The sequence below is a fragment of the Nostoc sp. 'Lobaria pulmonaria (5183) cyanobiont' genome, assembly GCF_002949795.1.
In the GTDB taxonomy this organism is placed as follows: Bacteria; Cyanobacteriota; Cyanobacteriia; order Cyanobacteriales; family Nostocaceae; genus Nostoc.
In genome coordinates, this window is sequence record NZ_CP026692.1 from 2162357 (window position 1) to 2183470 (window position 21114).

15 protein-coding genes are annotated in these 21114 nt (G+C 43.2%); 9 read left to right on the forward strand and 6 right to left on the reverse strand.

All coding sequences use genetic code 11. From position 1 onward, the window contains the following. Positions 1–305: 305 nt before the first annotated feature. Positions 306–3191, forward strand: coding sequence for a choice-of-anchor D domain-containing protein (locus NLP_RS09310; RefSeq protein ID WP_104906154.1), 2886 nt, complete (start codon positions 306–308; stop codon positions 3189–3191). Between the two features lie 326 nt (positions 3192–3517). On the opposite strand, the gene NLP_RS09315 is transcribed toward NLP_RS09310, so the two are convergent. Further along, complete coding sequence (locus NLP_RS09315) at positions 3518–3952, reverse strand: hypothetical protein (protein ID WP_104906155.1); 435 nt, start codon at positions 3950–3952, stop codon at positions 3518–3520. Between the two features lie 118 nt (positions 3953–4070). Here NLP_RS09315 and NLP_RS09320 point away from each other — a divergent pair, with 118 nt between their 5' ends. Both NLP_RS09320 and NLP_RS09325 read left to right on the forward strand, forming a co-directional pair. Continuing rightward, positions 4071–5921, forward strand: a complete 1851-nt coding sequence (locus tag NLP_RS09320) for a S8 family peptidase (RefSeq protein WP_104906156.1) — start codon at positions 4071–4073, stop codon at positions 5919–5921. 83 nt (positions 5922–6004) lie between these two features. After that, positions 6005–6238, forward strand: a complete 234-nt coding sequence (locus tag NLP_RS09325; protein ID WP_104906157.1) for a hypothetical protein — start codon at positions 6005–6007, stop codon at positions 6236–6238. Here the strand turns inward: NLP_RS09325 and NLP_RS09330 are convergent. Both NLP_RS09330 and recA read right to left on the reverse strand, forming a co-directional pair. Then, on the reverse strand, positions 6225–6548 hold the full coding sequence (locus NLP_RS09330) for a thioredoxin family protein (RefSeq protein WP_094327275.1): 324 nt from the start codon (positions 6546–6548) through the stop codon (positions 6225–6227). The genes NLP_RS09325 and NLP_RS09330 overlap by 14 nt on opposite strands. A gap of 550 nt (positions 6549–7098) precedes the next feature. Next, positions 7099–8178: a recombinase RecA gene (gene recA / locus NLP_RS09335; protein ID WP_104906158.1), complete on the reverse strand. Its 1080-nt coding sequence runs from the start codon at positions 8176–8178 to the stop codon at positions 7099–7101. Between the two features lie 420 nt (positions 8179–8598). Between recA and NLP_RS09340 the strand changes: the two genes are divergently transcribed. Then, entirely contained in the window at positions 8599–9192 is a 594-nt protein-coding gene (locus NLP_RS09340; RefSeq protein WP_104906159.1) for a restriction endonuclease, read from the forward strand. Positions 9193–9210: 18 nt separating this feature from the next. Here NLP_RS09340 and NLP_RS09345 read toward each other — a convergent pair whose 3' ends face one another. Next, entirely contained in the window at positions 9211–10197 is a 987-nt protein-coding gene (locus tag NLP_RS09345) for a DNA-methyltransferase (protein ID WP_104906160.1), read from the reverse strand. 50 nt (positions 10198–10247) lie between these two features. Further along, positions 10248–10490, reverse strand: coding sequence for a helix-turn-helix domain-containing protein (locus tag NLP_RS09350; protein WP_104906161.1), 243 nt, complete (start codon positions 10488–10490; stop codon positions 10248–10250). Between the two features lie 154 nt (positions 10491–10644). On the opposite strand from NLP_RS09350, the gene xseA reads away from it, so the two are divergent. The 5 genes from xseA (at position 10645) to NLP_RS09375 (ending at position 19682) form a co-directional block, all read left to right on the forward strand. Next, positions 10645–11913 (forward strand): exodeoxyribonuclease VII large subunit, encoded by a 1269-nt coding sequence (gene xseA, locus NLP_RS09355; protein WP_104909821.1) that lies wholly within the window; start codon positions 10645–10647, stop codon positions 11911–11913. Then, positions 11906–12133: an exodeoxyribonuclease VII small subunit gene (gene xseB, locus NLP_RS09360; protein WP_104906162.1), complete on the forward strand. Its 228-nt coding sequence runs from the start codon at positions 11906–11908 to the stop codon at positions 12131–12133. Before xseA ends, xseB begins: the two co-directional genes overlap by 8 nt. A gap of 459 nt (positions 12134–12592) precedes the next feature. Then, positions 12593–14848, forward strand: coding sequence for an ATP-binding protein (locus NLP_RS09365; RefSeq protein WP_104906163.1), 2256 nt, complete (start codon positions 12593–12595; stop codon positions 14846–14848). Beyond that, a complete protein-coding gene (locus NLP_RS09370; protein WP_104906164.1) occupies positions 14845–15318 on the forward strand; it encodes a response regulator in 474 nt (157 codons plus the stop codon). Before NLP_RS09365 ends, NLP_RS09370 begins: the two co-directional genes overlap by 4 nt. Before the next feature lie 1004 nt (positions 15319–16322). After that, positions 16323–19682, forward strand: a complete 3360-nt coding sequence (locus NLP_RS09375) for a response regulator (RefSeq protein WP_104906165.1) — start codon at positions 16323–16325, stop codon at positions 19680–19682. A gap of 9 nt (positions 19683–19691) precedes the next feature. Here the strand turns inward: NLP_RS09375 and NLP_RS09380 are convergent, their stop codons facing one another. Further along, complete coding sequence (locus NLP_RS09380) at positions 19692–20702, reverse strand: chemotaxis protein CheB (protein WP_104906166.1); 1011 nt, start codon at positions 20700–20702, stop codon at positions 19692–19694. Positions 20703–21114 lie beyond the last annotated feature (412 nt).

Here is a 21114-nt window from a genome sequence, read left to right on the forward strand (position 1 = left end):
GAGGATGTCTGATGACAAGTCTGGAGTAGAGCATCTACGCGTTAATCGTCCAATTACTCTCAACAAAACTCTGACAATTGACGGTATTGATATTCCTAGTTTGACCGTCAACGGTTGACAGGAGAAAAATTTTTCAGGTTTACAACAGCGTTTCTACAATCGACGCGATTTTAAGTCGCGACCGGACAACTGTGACTGTCCTTAACAGTGCAGATAGATGACTCATTCAAATAACTACTTAGCAACTGAAGAAAGTTGCTGAGATTGTACTACCAATTTCCCCTACATATATTCGGAGTAAACAGATGGCTGGCAATACATATTACGTTTCTGCAACAGGCAGCGATAAAAATAATGGCTTAGACGAAAAATCTGCATTTCTCACCTGGGGTAGAGCTGTGTATGAGATGAAAGCAGGCGACACGCTCTACGTTATGAATGGAAATTATCAAATGAAAGGGGTTACGCTTTTAAACTTGAATGGCTCACCAGATAACTGGACAACAATAAAAGCTTATCCAGGGGCTACGCCAACGATAACAACAACGGGAAGTGGCATTACTATATTGAGTTCATCCTACGTGCGGATTGAAGGACTTGATATAAAAGGCAATCGGGAAAACATCACTCTCGACTATGCCTTGCAAGAGAAGAATAACCTTAATAATCCCTTGACCAATAGTGATGGAATTGCTGTTAATACATGGAAAAACGACGCTGGTGTAAGTGGTACTAATCCCCATCATATTGTCATTACTGGTAACACAATCCGTAACTTTCCAGGTGGAGGTATAGCATTCAGTAATTCAGACTATATAACTGTTGAGAAAAACATTGTGTCTGGAAACGCTTGGTATTCACCTTACGGCAATCAGGGAATAACGTCTCTCCGCAGTTTTAATTTTGATAACAATACCACTGACTACAGAATGATTTTTCGAGACAACATTGTCTACGATAACCAAAGTTTAGTTCCGTGGAAAGGAGGAGGCACTGACAAAATCACTGAGGGACATGGGATTATGCTTGATACTACCGATATCAGCATAGATAATGTGGCCTATACAGGTAAAGCATTAATTGCAAATAACATTACTTACAACAATGGAGGTGCAGGCATTAATGTTTTCAAAGCTACCAATGTTGATGTGATCAATAACACAGCTTACAAGAATGCCCAGGTTCTTCCAGAATCTGGAGAGATTGGTGTTACTTACTCGGAAAATGTACGTGTATACAACAACATTATGTATGCAAGCGACAATCAAAATGCTAACAGAATTAGGTATGACACAAATGTAATTTTCGATCGCAATCTTGTTTATAACTCGAACGTATTCCAAGCTTCAGATAATTTAAACGCTACTGGGTTACAAAATCTTTTGGGTCAAGATCCTCAATTTGTTGATGCAGACAAAGGGAATTTTGCACTCAAACCTGGAAGTGTTGCGATCGATGGTGGTTCCAATGCTTTCAATAGCATTACTAAGAGGACTCCTCAGGATGGTGATGGTAATGGCAGTACAGTCATTGATATTGGTGCATACGAAGCTCCCCGCAACTCTACCAAAACCCCAGAAATTCAAGTTCTCAATGGCAATGTTGAGATTATAGATGGCAACACCGCTATTAACTTTGGTGAGACTCTTGTTGGTGAACCCTTGACTAAAACCTTTACCATCAAGAACACCGGTATAGCTGCACTCAAGCTGAGTAATCTTAAACTTCCCGACGGATTTAGTTTGGTTGGAACTCTTCCAACGAGTGTGGCTGTTAATGCTTCCACCACCATATCGGTGGCACTCAATCCCACTGCACCCGGCGCCTATAGTGGCAGCCTCAGTTTAGACAACAACGATGTTAATGAAAGCCCCTTTGACTTTGGCATTAGTGGCACAGTTTATACCCCGGAAATTCAAGTTCTCAATGACAATGTTGACATTACAGATGGTGACACCACTGCCATTAACTTTGGTGAAACGACTGTTGGTGATACCTTGACCAAAACCTTTACTATCAAGAACACCGGTACAGGCGCGCTCAAGCTGAGTAATCTTAAACTTCCCGACGGATTTAGTTTGGTCGGAACTCTTCCAACGAGCGTGGCTGTTAATGCTTCTACTACCATATCGGTGGCACTCAATCCCACTACAGCCGGTACTTATAGTGGCAACTTAAGTTTAAAAAACAACGATATTGATGAAAGCTCTTTTGACTTTGCCATTAGTGGCAAAGTCAGACCCGCTCCTCCTCAAGGAATTAAAGTTCTCAATGGCACTAACTCCAATGACACCTTTACTATCCGACGAGGCGATGGCAATTACAGCATCACTGACTTTGGTGGTGTAGGTACTAGCTCAAATCCTTCGGCTGCGGTAATTGCCAAAGTAGATACCTTGCAATTTATTGGGACTGAATTGACTGCAAGAAATCTGCAATTAACTCAAAATGGCAACAATTTAGAAGTCACCTTTGGAAATGTGGCTAATACCAAAGTCACTTTGCAAAACTTTAAGTTAGAAAACCTAGACAACTTAGCCGCATCGACAACAAGACCTGCCATTGGCAATATCATATTTGACGGAGAAGACAGTGTTACCAAAAGCTTTGATGTGATTAGTGCCAACTCCACTCAAACGTATATTTCTACAGCAAATACTGTCACTTTCCTCAATGACTTGAACAATAACATCAGCGGTTTTTACAGTTCAAACGATGTGATTAATGGTCAAGGGGGTAATGATACCATTGATGGCAGCGGTGGTGACGACCTACTGCGGGGTGGTACTGGCAACGATCTTCTAATTGGTGGACGGGGAAACGATACTCTTGTGGGTGGTACAGGTGCTGACTCTTTCCTCTACGACACCAATTCTATCTTTAATACTGCTGCTGTGGGTATTGATACTATTGGTGACTTCAATCACTCTCAAGGTGATAAGATTGTCCTCGATCAGACTACTTTTAGTGCTATTACTTCTGATGTGGGAACGGGTTTTAGTAACGCCAGTGATTTCCAAATCACTAGTTTAGGGGCACTTAGCGATGCTGTAATTGTTTACGACCGTATGACTGGGCAGTTATTTTACAATCAAAATGGTAGCGCTGCTGGTTTCGGCAGTGGTGGTCAATTTGCACAACTTACTGGTGCGCCCTCTCTTACTGCCTCTGATTTCATCATTCAAGCATAGCTGGGTCGGGTTAACTGAATGCAAGTGTAATCCAAACATGAATCGAATTTTAAGGCGGCTTTCAATTAGATAGACCACACCCATAGGGGCGCAACATCTGGTGAAAAAGAATGTAGAGATGTAGCAGTGCTACATCTCTACAAGGTTTTTGGATAACGTATATTTAATTTATGGAGATGTTGAATAAATGGTAGTTAAGTAAAAGCCATTCCAAAAAACATCTTTACTAATAAAAACGTCATTGCCTATGAATAATATCACTACTAGCGATCTAACTTTTTGACCAGAAATAGCCGTCATATTTGTAACTTATAGTTTTAATATAACTACTGCTGTGGTTGCGATCGCAAGTCTTGTAATAGCCCCTGCAAAAACTTACCCCATTCTGCTGCCAAAGGGATTTCTGTAAACGGAACCCGCACTGAGTTAGTAGATTCGGAAAATAGAAATTCTAATTCTATAGAACGACCTTTTTCAGATGGATTGTTTACATCTACTAATTTTTCATCTACTAAAAGTTGGATTTGTTTGATATCAAGCAAGGAGAATGTTTCTAGTTTAATCGGTCCTTGAGGTGTGGGTTTTCCCCAAGTGATATTGTTGTCTTTTTGACCTAATACAGCATAAATATCATACTTAGCCCGTTCAAATTGCTCTGCCCAGGCGCGATAGGCTTCGACTTTTTGATACTCCTTCGAGCCTTGCCAAGCTAACCAGAAAAACATTACTAACAGAGGCAACCACAAAAGACCACGTTCCATCGTTAAAAAATCCTGATTCCTGAATAAAACTTGTAACTAAAAGTGCAAAATCTACCATCAAAGGGTGCAGATAAGTTATGGTAGTGAGCAAACTGGCAAAAAGCGGTGATGAGTTAATATGAGAAAGCTTATATTATTGTGCTTGTTTGTCATTGGGCTGGGAGTTGCCATATTTAGTTTCCTGAATTTTCAGGGATTGGCAGCTAAAGGAGAGTTTGAGACGATTTTGCTTGATTTTCGCGAAGATATTCCATCACTTGTCGTGGAACAGGATTTACAAGCGATCGCCAAACAATACAACGTTACACCCCAATTAGACAACAAGTTTTCCAAAAAAGATAATGTGTATATTATCAAGGGCGATCGCCAACGGCTCCAAGAACTGAAAAAATCTCAGTTTGCCCAAGCTACAGAATTCATTGAACCAAACTATATCTACAGCAAGATTCCACAACCGGGTAAAACCGCTTGGCTAGGTGAATTTTTGCGACCCCAAGAAGATGAAGAAGCAAGTCCTTCATTAACTGGCCCCAACGACCAATATTACAGCAAGCAGTGGAACTTGCACAAAATCGGTATTGAAGGCGCATGGAGCCAAACCAAAGGCAGTGGCATCACAGTCGCAGTTATTGACACGGGAATTACCAAGGTTCGCGACTTGTATGAGACAAAATTCGTCAAGGGCTATGATTTTGTTAACGACCGAGAAGAAGCCACAGACGATAACGGTCACGGAACCCATGTTGCTGGAACTATTGCCCAAGCTACAAATAACAAATATGGCGTCGCTGGAATTGCCTACGAAGCCAGTCTGATGCCGCTGAAGGTACTCAGTTCATTTGGTGGTGGTACCGTTGCCGATATTGCCGAAGCGATTAAATTTGCCGCTGATAAAGGCGCAGATGTGATTAATATGAGCTTGGGCGGTGGCGGTGAAAGCAAGTTGATGAAAGATGCGATCGAGTATGCCCATAGAAAAGGTGTAGTTATTGTTGCCGCAGCCGGAAATGAAAACACCAACGGAGCAAGTTATCCAGCCCGCTATCCCTATGTCATCGGCGTTTCGGCAATTGGCCCAGATGGCGAAAGAGCGCCCTATTCTAACTTTGGTGCAGGGGTAGATATATCTGCTCCTGGTGGTAGTGAAGCTGGTAAGATTCTCCAAGAAACTATCGATGAAAATGGCGAAGGCATATTTCTGGGTTTCCAGGGTACAAGTATGGCTTCTCCCCACGTTGCTGGTGTTGTAGCATTAATTAAAGCTGCTGGCATCAAAGAACCAGATGAAGTTTTAAAAGTCCTCAAGCAGTCGGCACGAGTTATCCAGGATGATGGTTTGAACTATTATGGCGCCGGACAACTCAATGCAGAAGCAGCAGTCAAACTAGCCTTTAGCGGGCAAATCAGTTTCCCAGATTTCTTTCGGTGGTTACGGGATAGCGGCTATCTTAACCCCGGCTTTTGGATTGATGGTGGTGCGATCGCACTGTTACCCAAGATTTTAATGGTAGTTGGTTCCTATCTGCTAGCTTGGTTTTTACGCGTTTACTTCCCCTTCGCTTGGAGTTGGTCTTTATCCAGTGGACTAATTGCCGGCAGTTCTGGGTTATTCTTCCTCAAGGGAATCTATATTTTTGATCTTCCTCAATGGCCTTTCCGAGTTTTGGGCAGTTCAATTCCCGAACTAGGCAATACCCTCCAAGGAACTGATACGTTGAATCCCCTGTTTGCTAGCGTACTGATTCCGATTGTGTTAATGGCATTGCTGCTGGGACATCCTAGTTGGAAATGGTTTGCCATTGGTTCAACTTTAGGTGTAGCAGCCTGCTTAACTACAAGTGCGTTTTTCGAGCCGGCAGTTTGGGGATTTGGAAGTGCTAATTTAGCACGCCTCTTTCTCATTGTCAATGCCCTAATCTGCTATGGACTTGCTCGTTTAGCATTGAAAAACGAAGAAAAAATTGTGTAAACGGGGAATGGGGAATGGGAAAGAATTCTTAATAACTCCCTACTCCCTACTCCCCACTCCCTAACTCCCCACTCCCCATTCTTATGAGCATTACACTTACAGGTACAATCGAACGTCGTGATATTGGCACAGGCGCATGGGCGTTAGTTACAGAAGAGGGTGTTACTTACGAAATCCTTAAAGGGGCTGACAAAGACTTACTCAAAGCCGGACAAAAGGCAAAAGTTAAAGGACAGGTACGCGAAGATGTCATGACTATTGCCATGATTGGCCCTGTCTTAGAGGTCAAATCTTTTGAGGTAATTAGTTCTGATTAGCTGTAGAATTCAGAACTTCTTGTAGACGGCTTCTAAACTCTCCTTTGGGATGACCCCCTTTTACTTCACCAACAATCTGAAATTCACCCTCTGGAGAATTGCAGATAATGTAAGTAGGCCATCCCATTTCTGATTTATCGGGATATTGAGTCAATAAAATCTTGCGATACTTGCGATAAGCAGTCGTATCTTGCATTTTTACATCAATAAATTCTAAACCCAGTTCTTCAGCCACCTTTTTGTCATAAAAAGACATTTTGTGGCAGATGCCGCACTCTTCTGAAGAGAACTTAATTACAGCTAAACTCATGGGTTGGCTACTCTTTGATTCTAGGCAAAGTTTTTTAGCATAATGCTATGAGATATTACCATACAGATGGTCATTAGTGTCAACTTCAGACTGAAACCCTGATTCAGTATTTTATCCTCCTTCTCTGCTTCTAGTAAAGAAGCAATTTTTTAGCCGGCTCTGCTTCAATACTGCGTAGGTTTTGCCTAAAAAAGCACTTCGGGGTAGCTTGGATTGAGGAACGAAACCCAACATTTTTATGGCTTTATTGGGTTTGACGACCTTCAACCCAACCGAGAAATCTTCTTAACCGAGCAGTATTGGCTCTGCCTTAAGTAGCATATTCCCAATCTTTGACCAATAGTGACAAGGCAGTGCGATGTTTACGACGGGCTACGCCTACCCCAAAATATCAAGTAGGATGTGAAGATGAGTCCAAATCTATTCACTGTCTGGATTTAGACTTATATTTTACAATACCCAAATCTCGATTTTTGAAAAAATAAGGTGCGTTAGCTGTCTTTGTAACGCACCATATGTTAGCAATTGCAGATTAATAAATCCAGATTCCTTATTCTTCTGGCTCTAAATCTACTTCTTCCTCTTCATCTTCGTCACTGGCTTTAGCTACGGAGTTAGCAGAAACAACAGCGCCTTTATCTAGCTTTTCACGCACTAGTTTCTTAATTTCTTCAGCAAATTCAGGCTTTTCTTCTAGATACTTAATGGCGTTATCTCGTCCTTGGGAGATATTATCGCCATTGTAACTATACCAAGCTCCTTTGCGGACAATAATGCCAGTTTCTTCTGCTAAGTCAACAACACAACCTAAGGTAGAAATACCTTTACCAAAAATAATGTCAAATTCCGCTATTCTAAAAGGCGGCGCTACTTTATTTTTGGCAACTTTGACTTTAACGCGATTACCATATTCATCTGTACCTTTTTTCAAGGTTTGAATCCGGCGAATATCCAAGCGCACCGAAGCGTAAAATTTCAATGCGTTACCGCCAGTAGTAGTTTCTGGGCTACCGTAAGTAACACCGATTTTTTGCCGCAACTGGTTGATGAAAATTACTGTACAACCAGATTTACCAATATTGCCAGTAATTTTACGTAGAGCTTGGCTCATTAACCGCGCTTGCAAACCAACGTGAGCATCACCCATATCGCCTTCAATTTCAGCACGGGGAACCAACGCTGCTACTGAGTCTATAACTACAATATCAACCGCAGCAGAGCGCACAAGCTGATCGACAATTTCCAAAGCTGATTCGCCTGTGTCAGGTTGGGAAATCAGCAGATTGTCAATATCTACACCCAATGCCGCAGCATAAGTAGGATCGAGGGCGTGTTCAGCATCAACAAAGGCAGCAATACCGCCATTTCTTTGCACTTCGGCGAGGGCGTGTAGCGCTACTGTAGTCTTACCGGAACTTTCCGGACCATAAATTTCAATTACCCGACCCTTGGGTAAACCACCACCCAATGCTAAATCTAGGGTGAGCGCCCCACTGGAAATAGTCTCCACCCGCATCCGGGTGGCATCGCCCAAGCGCATGATTGCTCCTTTACCAAAGCTGCGCTCAATCTGGTTGAGCACCATAGTCAGCGCTTTTTGCTTGCCTGAAGTATCGGTGTTGATAGCCATTCCTGCCTCTAATGCCTCTAAATATATGGTTTTAAGGAGTGTTGCTCTGGAAGTTGGAGTAGAACAGATATACTATTTTAACCAGAAAATTCTGGAATAGGACTTCTCAAATCAAAAAAAGGGTGTGACAAGATCGTAACTCGATCGCTACCACATTAGGGTAGTCTTGCACAATGATACCAACTTGCATTCAGAGATAGCTTTTTTTGGCTGGGTAAGCAAGAGATTTTAAAGAAAAAATAAATTACCTAAACAACACTGTCAGTAGAACCGTACTCGTGAGCATTTGCGGAGGTTGCTAAATGAGGAGCGATCGCCATGCCAATCAGCATATCATCGACAAGACAGGGGCGTTATCGCGTAAAGGGAAGATGTAGACGGCTTCTAAGGTGGTGTAACGAAGTAAAGCGAGATTTAGTTATGAAGATTGTTCAAGAAGTTTCTTTAATCAGTATTGGAAGTTTTGAAGAATCAAACGATTGGTGTATCATTCGCACTGAAATTCGTAATGCTATCTCTCTAATTGTGTATCCTCCTGGTACATCCAGCTTTACAATCAATCCAACAAAGCATGGTAATGGTGTGAAGCCTATAAAAGAAGCTTGCATGATTGCGTTGAGAGATCAGTTTGGATGGAGACTTGAAACTCGAATTAATTATGCAACCAAATCACCAGGAAAGGTCGATGCAACAAAAGTCCTTGACAATTATCTTTTCGCTCTTGAGTGGGAAACTGGTAATATTTCCTCAAGCCATCGAGCAGTTAATAAAATGGTTCTCGGATTGCTACGTGGTATTTTTCTAGGTGCTGCCTTGGTACTCCCTAGCAGGAAACTTTACCCTTACCTAACGGATCGAATTGGTAACTACGAAGAGTTAGAGCCATACTTTGATGTTTGGCGGGCAGTTCAAATCCAAGAGGGTTTTCTTGCAATCTTTGTAATTGAACACGATCAGGTGGATAGGAATGTACGAACACTTACTAAAGGTACTGATGGTCGTGCTTTAGTCTGAAGTCTCCTGCATATATAACTATGTAGAGTAAGGAATTGGAAGTTGTAACGCAGTTGTGTTACTTTGTTTTAATTTCTTGCTTCCCCTTGCCGATTCCCACTGTTCCATGATTCCATTAGCCAGATCAGTCAATCGTTCTAGCGCTGGATGTGTATCCCCAATTTCTGAGCCAATCCAGTAACGTTGTAGCTTTTCTGCTGCGTAAAATGTAGTGCCAGAGCCTCCAAATGGATCAACTACAATTTGCCCTGGATTAGATGCCATTGCAATAATTCGCTCTAGCATAATGGGAGCAAGTTCGTTGGGAACTCGTTTTTTATGCCGACGATGCCGAACTGGTGGAATGTCAGTCCATATTTCCTCTGTCAATGTCCATAAAACTCCGGTATAATCGGCTTCAGAAGTATCTTCCCAAACGTCTTCTGGCGCATCCCAAACATCCATTAAGTTGATACCTTTCTCATTAAGTTTTTTGCGATGCCCACCATAGTCACGAATTTCTCCCCCGCAATGCCGACAAACTTGAATGGGTGTGTAGACTTTGTTAAAGACTGCTGGTTCTCCTTTGGTGTAGTAGATTAGTCCGTAGTGAGCAGGAGACATTTTCTTACCTCTTGGAAAAGATTTTGGCATTCTGCAAGCAATCCAATGCCGGAACCACATTCCTTGCCTATTGAGGTATGCACCATACTCTATGCACCATTTGGGCAAGTTGAATACAAATAGACTTCCACCGGGTTTAAGCACTCGAATGCTCTCACTAAGCCACTGTTGCGACCATATTAAGTATTTATCACCCTCCATCTGATCGCTTACACCTTCACCATATTCTTTACCAAGGTTAAAAGGTGGGTCAGCAAATACCAGATCCACAGACTCATTAGGCAATGTTGAGAGGAGTTTAACACAATCTCCCTGATAGAGAATTCCATACTCACTCTTATAAACTTGTTGCAATCCTTGTTGAGTTGCAACATCAGTCGCAATCAGTTGAAAAGGGAGCATTAATTTAACCTTTAGTACTTTATTGTAGCTTGAGTTTACGAATTCTATTGTCAATTGTCAATAGAATTTTGTTCAGAGGTTGTACTACGGGGTTGATAAGGTTTTCCAGTAGGCTGATTCTTATATCTCTCTACTTCAGCAACTTCCATATAGTAATAACGCCCAAGTTTGCAAGCTATAATCTGACCATTCTTAATTAAGTCGTGTACTCGCTGACGGGTTATACCAAGTAACTTGGCAGTTTGAGCTACAGAGACTAATTCAGAACTGTTGTTAGAAGCAGAGTCTGTCATACGTATTTTCTTGATCAAGATTTACTAGAAGTGATTTTAGTCGGTAAGCGCAATGATGATGTCTACAAAAGATTAAAGCGTTTACTAGCAATAAACTTCTGTTTCCATTAAAATGCTAGAATCGCTCCAGCACAAATGCTTTCAGGCATCTTTGATGAGTTTCGACCTTCCCGACTCTCTCATTCTCGATACAGCGCTTTCAGTATCTGGATTAACTGACTATATCCGCTTGCTGTTAGAGCAAGATGAACAATTGCGGCAAGTTTGGGTAACTGGCGAAGTTTCCAGTGCTAACCACCATCGCAGTGGTTTATTTTTCACGCTGCAAGATACCGATCGCACTGCCGGAATTAAGTGTGTAGTATGGAATAGCCAATTGCCAAAACTCGCCCAGATACCTGTTCCAGGTGAGCAGATAATTATTTTGGGCAGCATTCGCCTGTATCCGCAACGGGGAGAGTATCAGTTATCAGTTTGGCAGACTTTACCTGCTGGTGTTGGTTTACAGGCGCTACGCTATCAACAACTAAAAAATCGCTTGCTGGCTGAGGGGTTGTTCGACGCGCAAAGAAAGCGATCGCTCCCCACCCACCCCCAAACGATCGCTGTTGTCACTTCACCAACGGCTGCTGCTTGGGGTGATATTCAAAAAACCCTGAAGCAAAGGTATCCAGGTTTACACGTTTTATTTTCTCCGGCTACAGTACAAGGTGAGCAAGCGCCGGAATCTATCGTCAAAGCAATTGAGCGGGTGGAAAGAGATGGACGCGCCGAAGTCCTAATTTTATCGCGGGGTGGTGGCGCAATAGAAGAGTTGGCTTGCTTTAATGATGAACGAGTGGTGCGATCGCTTGCTAGTTGTTCTATTCCTGTAATTACTGGTATCGGCCATCAACGAGATGAATCTTTAGCAGATTTAGTTGCAGATGCTTGTGTGCATACACCCACTGCGGCAGCAGAAATGGTTGTGCCAGCACTTTCGGAGTTGTATACTGAACATCGGCAGCGAGTTGTCGCTTTACATGAGGCGGTGCATGACTTTAAGGAAAATGCTGAGGATCAATTGCAAGTATTGCGAAACAGTTTGCGACGTTTGCGGTTAGATCGGCAAGTGCAGCAGGAGGTGGAAAAGCTAGCTTGGAAGCGTCAGCATTTGGTACAAATTACGACGGGGCGATCGCAGCAAGCAACGCAGCATTTAGAATTATTGCGGCAAAAGTTGGCTAGTCTTGACCCGAAAGCAGTGTTCCAGCGTGGTTATGCGGTGGTGAGAACAGAAGACGGGGCGATCGCTCGTTCGGCGGCAAAGTTGGCTGTGGGGCAAGATTTAGTGATTCAGTTGGGGCAGGGTGAGGTTAAAGTGAAGGTTATGGAAGTGAATGAACCGCAGAGGCGCAGAGAACATGGAGAGTTGAATGGTTAAACGTAAGGGTGCTTCTAGTTCTGAGGAGGGTTGGAATTATGAGGCGAAGGTTGTTGAGATAGAGGGAATTATTACTCGCATTGAGGCGGGTGAGTTGGAATTGGAAGCTGTGTTTGACCAATTTGCAACTGCTGTGGAGTATTTGCGTCAGTGCGAAGGTTTTTTGCAGCAGCGACAACAGCAGGTAGATTTGTTGATTGAAACATTAAATCAAGAATAGAAGCTAGAGCCGCAAGGCGGAAGTCAAAAGTCAAAAGTCAAAAGTCAAAATGAATACAGCATAAGCGTAAGCGTTTTATTGATTTGGAATGGTGAGGCAGTCCGGTCTTGGGGGTTCCCCCCATGAGGAACTGCCGAACCCGAAGGGGTGGTTTATTTACGCCGTGTTGTACTAGAGCCTGCCATTAAGGCTGAAACAGTTAAATTTTAACCCGCAGATCCCCGAATTATTGGAAAAGTCAGGGGCTTGTTGCTCACGAATTGATTTAGGATTGCTATAGTTAAGGCATCTATTTAAAATCTGTATATTTTAGAGAAAGTTATAGTAGTCAGTTCAATATAATTAACAAGCTAAACAGCTAAAAAGAAATAATTTGACTTAGGAAATCTCCGTTTTCACTACATATTCAATATTTCTGATTTCTGCCAAAGTTCTAATGAGGAGTTTGAGAAACTGAGAATGACTGATGAGATCATTGATTTGACAAACTGCGATCGCGAACCAATCCACATTCCCAATCTGATCCAGCCTCACGGGGTTTTACTGGTTTTGCAAGATCCCACTCTAGAAATCCTTCAGGTGAGCAGCAACACCCAGGAAGTTGTTGGTCGTCAACCTGAAGAGTTGTTGGGCAAGTCGTTGTCAGATTTACTCGACGCCAAGCAGATTAAGCTGATTCAACAATGTCTAGCAGAGGATTTTGAAAGCGTTAATCCCCTCAACTTGTCCATTAAATATCTGAATAAATCAATTTACTTTGATGGCATTATACATCGTTTAAATAATATTATTCTGGAATTAGAACCGAAAAAAGCGAAGGGGAAAACAAACTTTTTTGACTTTTCTCAACAGGTAAGAGGAACCATTACCCGCATTCAGAAAGCACCCACACTGCTGGAAATGTGCCAGATTGTGGTTACAGAAGTCCGGCGAATCACTGGTTTTGAACGCGTCATGGTCTATCGATTTGATCAAGAAGGAGCAGGTAAGGTAATCGCTGAAGACACTAATCAAGAAACACCCTATTTGGATTTACACTATCCGTCCTCAGATATTCCCAAGCGAGCCAGACACCTATACACCCTCAATTGGCTGCGGCTGATTCCAGATGCCAGCTACCATCCTGTTACCTTAATTCCAGCGAACAATCCCTTGACAAATCAACCGCTCGATTTGAGTTTATCGGTGTTACGGAGTGTTTCTCCGTTACATCTAGAATATCTGAAAAATATGGACGTGACTGCCTCCATGTCTATTTCCCTGATCCAGGATCAAAAGCTTTGGGGATTAATTGCCTGTCATCATTCCTCGCCTAAATATGTTTCTTACAATATCCGCACTATCTGCGAGTTTATTGGACAGGTGATGTCTGTGGAACTGGCAAATAAAGAAGCGAGTGAAGACATTGATTATAAAAGGCAATTGAAATCACTGCAAACTCAATTTGTGGAAGGGTTGTCTCAGGCTGAGTATTTCCTGGATGGGATGGTACAACTGAAATCTCAATTACTCAATCTGACCAGCGCCACGGGAGCGGTGATATACAGTGGCAACCAGTGTATTCTACTGGGTAAAACGCCATCAGAAAAGGAGGTTTACGCCTTACTTGATTGGATTAAACCTCACCTGTCTCATAACTTGTTTGAGACGCGATCGCTCACTAAAGATTACCCTGCTGCCGAGTCATATAAAGCGATCGCCAGTGGCGTTTTAGCCCTAGAAATTTCTAGAGTTCATCACAATTACCTTCTCTGGTTTCGTCCAGAGATAATTCAAACGGTGAATTGGGGCGGCAACCCCAACAAGCCTGTGGAAGTTTTGTCAGATGGCAGTTTAAGAATGTCTCCTCGCAAATCCTTTAAATTATGGCAAGAAACGGTGCAAGGGTCTGCCTTACCCTGGAAACCCTGTGAAGTTGAAACGGTCATTGAACTGCGAAGCCTGATTGTGGGCGTGGTGTTGCGGCAAGCGGACAAACTGGCATCAATGAATTTTGAATTACAACGCAGTAACGAAGAACTCGATTCTTTCGCCTACGTTGCCTCCCATGACTTGAAAGAACCACTCCGGGGGATTCATAACTACGCTAACTTCTTAATGGAGGACTATGCAGAGGTACTGGATAATGATGGAATTGCCAAACTCCAAACCTTGGTGCGGCTGACCCAAAGAATGGAAGACTTGATCAATTCCCTCCTCCATTTCTCTCGGTTAGGACGCGCCGAACTGATCCGGCAACCAGTGAATCTGAATGAGTTAGTCCCGCAGGTAATCACCACATTGACCATTGCCCGACCGCAGAGTAAAGTTGAGTTTCGCATTCCTCAAGCTTTTCACAGCATTCAATGCGATCGCGCTCAGATCATTGAACTTTTCACCAATCTGATTAGCAACGCTATTAAGTACAATGATAAACCTGAGAAGTGGGTCGAGATTGGTTTCATCGAAGGAAATGGGGAAACAAAAGCAGCTGCTACTTCTGTGACTTTCTACGTTCGTGATAACGGCATTGGCATTCTTCAAGAGCATCTCGACAAAATCTTTCAGATATTCCGTCGCTTACATGGACGGGACGACTTTGGCGGTGGGACTGGGGTAGGGTTAACCATTGCCCGCAAAATTGTGGAACGGCATGGTGGTAAAATTTGGGTGGAATCTACTCTCACTCAAGGCAGTACGTTTTACTTCACCCTGTCAGCGGAGGCAAACACATGACTAGCTTTTCAGCTTCTCCTGTCAGGCAAACGCCATTGCTTTTAATTGTGGAGGATAGCAACGAAGATTTTGAGGTACTGCAACGATTTCTAAAGCGTTCTAGTATTGCGGTTCCCATTCAACGGTGTATAAATGGGGAACAAGCGTTGGCGTTCCTTTATCGGACTGGCAACTATGTTGATCGCGAAACTGCGCCCCGCCCCGGCTTGATTATGCTTGACTTGAACCTGCCCGGAACCGATGGACGAGAAGTATTGCGCCGGATTAAACAGGATGACAACTTGAACATGATTCCAGTCGTAGTGTTTACTACCTCTAATAATCCCAAAGATATCGAAGTATGTTATCGCTATGGGGTCAACAGCTACATCGTTAAGCCAATCAATTTCGTTAAACTGAAACGAGATATTCAGATGCTCGTAGAATATTGGTTTGAAGTGACGACGCTACCTGATTATCCAAAGGATTAGTCATGAGTCAGAGATCGCGCAATTGCCTGATCGTTTTTCAGTTAGATATTGAAAATCGATTTTTTGTCAACAAGGAAATTCGCTGAACTCAGTGGATTGACCACTTTTGTAGATATGTAAAAAAAAGCTAATATTTTTTAACTATATCTAACAACGTATTGAGTATTTATTTCTTTTTCAGAGTTTTCTGTATTGATAGCAAAAATCCTAAAAATCATGTTATCTATCGTGTTTATTAGTTCTATAGAACTCAATTTTGCTCGGTTAATAATATTCATAGGTGGGTTAAGGAACGAAAACCAACCTAGACATTTTTATTTTCTAGCCTTAACTAAGCACTATTGCTATAGGACTAATATTTTATTTTTGAAATCTTCGTAGGGTCTGTTAGCAATAGCATAACGCACTAAAAGCTTGGAATCTGCCATTGGTCTAATCTCAACTTTATCCAAATTAAGAACTCGGTTTTCTATATCCAGCAAAAACCCTGACTTTTTGGCAAATACTTTTTCCATGTCACAGATTATTAATGAAGTTCAAAAATTAAAACTAGCTGACCACAGTAATTTCAGCTTATATGTTTGCCTAAGGTACAAATGGATAAGGTGGAGCTAATATCATGTTGGGAAAAACTTATCATTTAGATTGCAAGGTTCAAGAAGCAGAGAAAAAAAGGTTTTTAAGATGTTTACATAAACTTCTATATTAATAAATAATAAAGAAAATCCGTTCTTCATAAATAATTTGTATTAGTGAATGAATATTTATAAACTGCTCTCTGACAAAAGTGATATAAGTCTTATAAGTAGGTTAAAAGCAAAATATACATCATAAACGAGCAAACGAATTAATGTAAAGTTGATGTAAAGAGCAACCAAAGAAACTCTATCAAGTATGTTAAAATCCTGGCATCTGAAGGGTTTTAGCATTTGTTGAAAAATCCCAATTTTTCTCTGCCAACCTGCAAAATGTAGGTTAACTCATACTCAATTAATTAATTCACGATGTCTCAGCAACAGCGCACTCTCTTAATTGTCGATGATTCGCCAGAAGATCGAGAACTCTATCGGCGATATTTGCTGCGCGATCGCGAATATTCCTATACATTTTTAGAAGCAACGCTGGGGCAGCAAGGACTAGAACTTTGGCAGCAACACCAGCCCGATGCTGTGTTGGTTGATTATCGGCTACCTGACCTAGACGGACTGGAATTTCTAGCACAATTGCAACCCTCAATGCAACAGCCTTGCCTACCTGTAATTGTTGTCACGGGGCAGGGCAACGAGGCGATCGCAGTTAAGGCGATCAAAGCGGGCGCACAAGATTATCTTGTCAAAGAGCAAATTACCCCAGAAAAGCTGCAAACAGCGGTTAATGGAGCAATTGAAACAGTGCGGCTACACACCCAACTACAACAGCGTGTTGAACGAGAGCGCGTAGTTTCACATATTACCCAGAAAATTCATCAATCGCTAAATCTGGATGAAATTCTTCAGACAACCGTAACCGAAGTGCGAGAATTTCTGCACACCGATCGCGTCTTGGTTTTTCAGTTAAAACCTGACGGAGATGGCACAGTAGTAGCAGAATCGGTTGGGACAGAGTGGCGATCGCTCCTTTACTCCACTATGTACGATCCCTGCCTCGCTAAGAAATACCTTGCATCGAATCTACAAGAAATTGTCAGCAACGATCCCGCCTTTGTCGAAAATTATATCCAACGCTATCGTCAGGGTTACGTAACAGCAATATTTGATATTCAAGATAGCAGCATTGACCCATGCCACGTTGAATTGTTGGCTCAGTATCAAGTAAAAGCTAATCTGGTCGTGCCGATTATTTACGATAACCACTTTTGGGGATTGCTAATTGCTCACAACTGTGCTACGCCAAAAAGATGGCAACCCTTAGAGATTGACTTGCTTAAAGAACTGGCGATTCAAGTTGGCATTGCAATTCGACAGGCGCAACTCTATCAGCAGGCACACAATGAACTGACCGATCGCAGACGGGTAGAAGCAGAATTACGGCAGAGTGACGAAAAGCTGCAAGTGGCACTATCAGCTTCTCGGATGGGAACATGGAACTGGAACATCCAGACGGGAACAATTTCCTGGTCAAATAACCTGGAAGCCTTATTTGGACTGGAAGCAGGAGAATTTGACGGCTCATTCGAGATGTTTGCGGCGCGGTTGCACCCTGACGATCGCGATCGCGTCGTGGCAGCCGTCAATCGTGCTGTCGCCAACGGAGAAGACTATGACATTGAATTTCGAGTGGTATATCCCAACGGTAAGATTCGGTGGGCACTGAGCCAGGGCAAGGTATTTTACGACCAACACGGACAACCGATTCAGATGGCTGGTATCGATTTAGATATCACCGAACGCAAACGGTCAGCTGAAGCCCTGCGCCAGAGTGAAGAATTTAAAAACCGTATTTTAGATAGCAGTTCTGACTGCATCAAGGTATTAAGCCTCGATGGGCAGCTGCTCTACATAAATACAGGTGGACTGTATTTGATGGAAATTGACGACTTAAATTCCTATCTCAATACTGAATGGCTCTGTTTCTGGGAAGGCAGCTATCGGCAACAGGCAGAGCAAGCACTCGCTGCCGCTAAAGCAGGCGAAGTCAACATTTTTCGCGGATACTGCCCAACTGCAAAAGGTACTGCAAAATGGTGGGAAGTGGTCGTTAGCCCGATTCTGGATGCCTCCGGGCAGTTAGAACGAATCTTATTGATTTCGCGAGACATCACCGATCGCAAAAAGATAGAACTCCTCTTGCAGGAGAGCGAAGCCCGGTTGAAATTGGCGTACAAAGCTACGGGATTGGGACTATGGGACTGGGACATTACCCGCAAAAGTATACATGTATCTGAAGAGTACTACAATCTGTTCGGGCTTGACCCAACCACAGAGGAAATCAGCTATGAACTGTGGTTAAGCCACCTGCACCCAGACGATCGCACCTCAGCCAATGAAATAGTCAGTCACACGATCCAGCAACAGCAAGAGTACTATGAAGATGATTACCGTATTGTACATCCTGATGGCATTCGCTGGTTAGCGGCTAGAGGTCAGGTTTTCTATGATGCTGCGGGCAATGCAGTACGGATGGTAGGCAACGTGCAGGATATCACCGCTCGCAAACAAGCTGAAATCGAACGCGATCGCTTGTTGAAATTGGAGCAAGCAGCCAGAGTTGAAGCCGAACGCGCCAATCGCATCAAAGATGAGTTTCTGGCGATTCTCTCCCATGAATTGCGATCGCCTCTCAACCCCATTCTCGGCTGGACAAAACTGCTACAAACCCGCAAATTTAGTGAAGCCAAAACAGCTGAAGCTTTAGCCACCATTGAACGCAACGCGAAACTGCAAACTCAACTGATTGATGACTTGCTCGATGTAGCCAAGATTCTGCGCGGCAAACTCAGCATAGATGCGGCTCCTGTAAATCTGGCATTTGTGATTGAATCTGCGATCGACACGGTAAATACAGCAGCCCTTTCCAAATCAATTGTGTTGCATTCAGTACTGCCGAATATTGGGCAAGTCTCTGGAGATTCCAACCGCCTTCAACAGATCGTTTGGAATTTACTTTCCAATGCGATCAAGTTTACCCCCAAGGGAGGACGAGTAGAAACCAGACTAGAGCGAATTGACGATCGGGCACAGATTATCGTCAGTGACACTGGCAAAGGCATTAACTCTGACTTTCTCCCGTATATTTTTGAGTCATTTCGCCAGGAAGATGTCTCAATTACTCGCAAGTATGGGGGGTTAGGATTGGGGTTGGCGATCGTCCGGCAGTTAGTTGAGGCGCACGGCGGCACCATCAAGGCTGATAGTCCTGGTGAAGGCTTGGGAGCCACCTTTACAGTCCAGTTGCCACTACTGAATGTGGAACCGGAAATCAAGCAGACAGATGAGTTGCCACAACAAGCACTCGAACTCACGGGGATTCGAGTTCTCACAGTCGATGACGATCCCGATGCTCGTGAGCTATTAACAGTATTACTTGCGGAATACGGAGCAAAAGTGCTGACTGTTGCCTCTGCGACAGAAGTATTGGCAAACTTGGAGTCTTTTCAACCCGATGTTTTAGTCAGTGATATTGGGATGCACGAAGTCGATGGCTATTCCCTGATCAAACAGATCCGCACTTTAACGCCCGAAAAAGGGGGAAAGATTCCCGCGATCGCTTTGACTGCTTATGCCAGAGTTGAGGATTCCCAGCGAGCGATCAGCAGTGGCTATCAACGGCACGTTACCAAGCCCCTCGATCCAGAAGAGTTAGTTCAAGCTGTGGTGGCACTTGCACGCGGTAAACTAAACCATCCCATTCCTCAAAATGATTAGATTTAACCTTCAATTCACACCTGTGTTTGGATTGACCTTCAAAAGTGCTTCTCGAATAATAGCGGAGCACTCCCTGGCTGAGTCTATCTCCTCTTTGAATCTTTGTGCCGCCAAGGTTTGATTGCGAGCCTCCATCCTTGAAGCCATACGACGTGATAAAGAAGCTTTCTCTTCCAATGCCCTCAAAGCGATCCATAGTGCATCTTCCAGCTTATCAGACTGCGTGGCCAGCAAAGTTTTTGCTGAAAAAGCATGACCCGTGCGGCACCGGAAGCGCAATAAATTTCCCTCTTCAATTTCCCAGAGGATACCGCCGCAGTCAGGACAGCCAAAGGTTGATGGTTTACCAGGTCGATTGCCTTCGTTTTCTACTGCTTCTAAATTCAATTGCGCTATTTCAGTTTCAAACTCCATCTTGCTAGGTACGGGGTTTTCTGGTTGTACTTCCATTGGCGTATTAACTAGAGCTACTAAAGTAGAAGGAATATCGGAAAGTGGCAAAATCTGGTCAATATCCTCTACGTTCTCGATCGCATTACGTGGCATATCAGGATACAATGCATCGTCAGGATTTTGGACAATTGCCACACCGCGCCGCATTTTTACAGCTATTAGTCCCGACGTGCCGTCGTCAAGCAAACCTGTTAGTAGCACAGCAATCACTCGCTGCCCATAGGTTCGCGCTGCACTGCGAAACAATGGATCGATAGCGGGACGACAATGATTTTCTTTTGCTCCCCGCGCCAAACGCAAATATCCTTGTTCTACCAGTAAATGGTAGTCAGGCGGAGCGACATAAATCCTACCATGAACAATAGCTTCGCCGTCCTGAGCATGAGACACTGGTAAGTTGCCAGCGCGACTTAATATTCTTGGCAGAACACTTGTGCCATGACTGGATACATGAAGAACTATGATCACAGCAGCATTGAGATCGGGCGGCAAATGCTTGACTAGATAAGTCAGCGCCTCAACTCCACCTGCTGATGTTCCAATGACAATAATATTGTATTTAAGCATTAATGTAATGATTTCACTAACATGGCAAAGTGGGCAGCAAAAGCAGATTTACTGCCAGTCTAGAGATTAACGCAGCCAAAAAATTTGCTTACCTAGCTTTGAGAGGATTATTCTTCCTTAAGGAATAGGACTTTAGACGAATAGCACGAAATGCAATTTCGCGTCTCTAAAAGGGTTTTAAAATCACGCAAAATTATTTTCCGCGATTGAAAAAATATAAACTGCGGAAAACCATTTCCACAGAAATACAGCAGATTGCAACTTGGTGAGGTACAGATTATCGTAAGGGCACAACATTGTTGTGCCCCTACCTGTGTACCTCATTTACCTGAAAAACGCTGTATATTCTAAGGGTCGTAGCAGTGCTACGTCTCTACATTGTTTTTCGGTGCTACGCTCTGTAGACATCGCT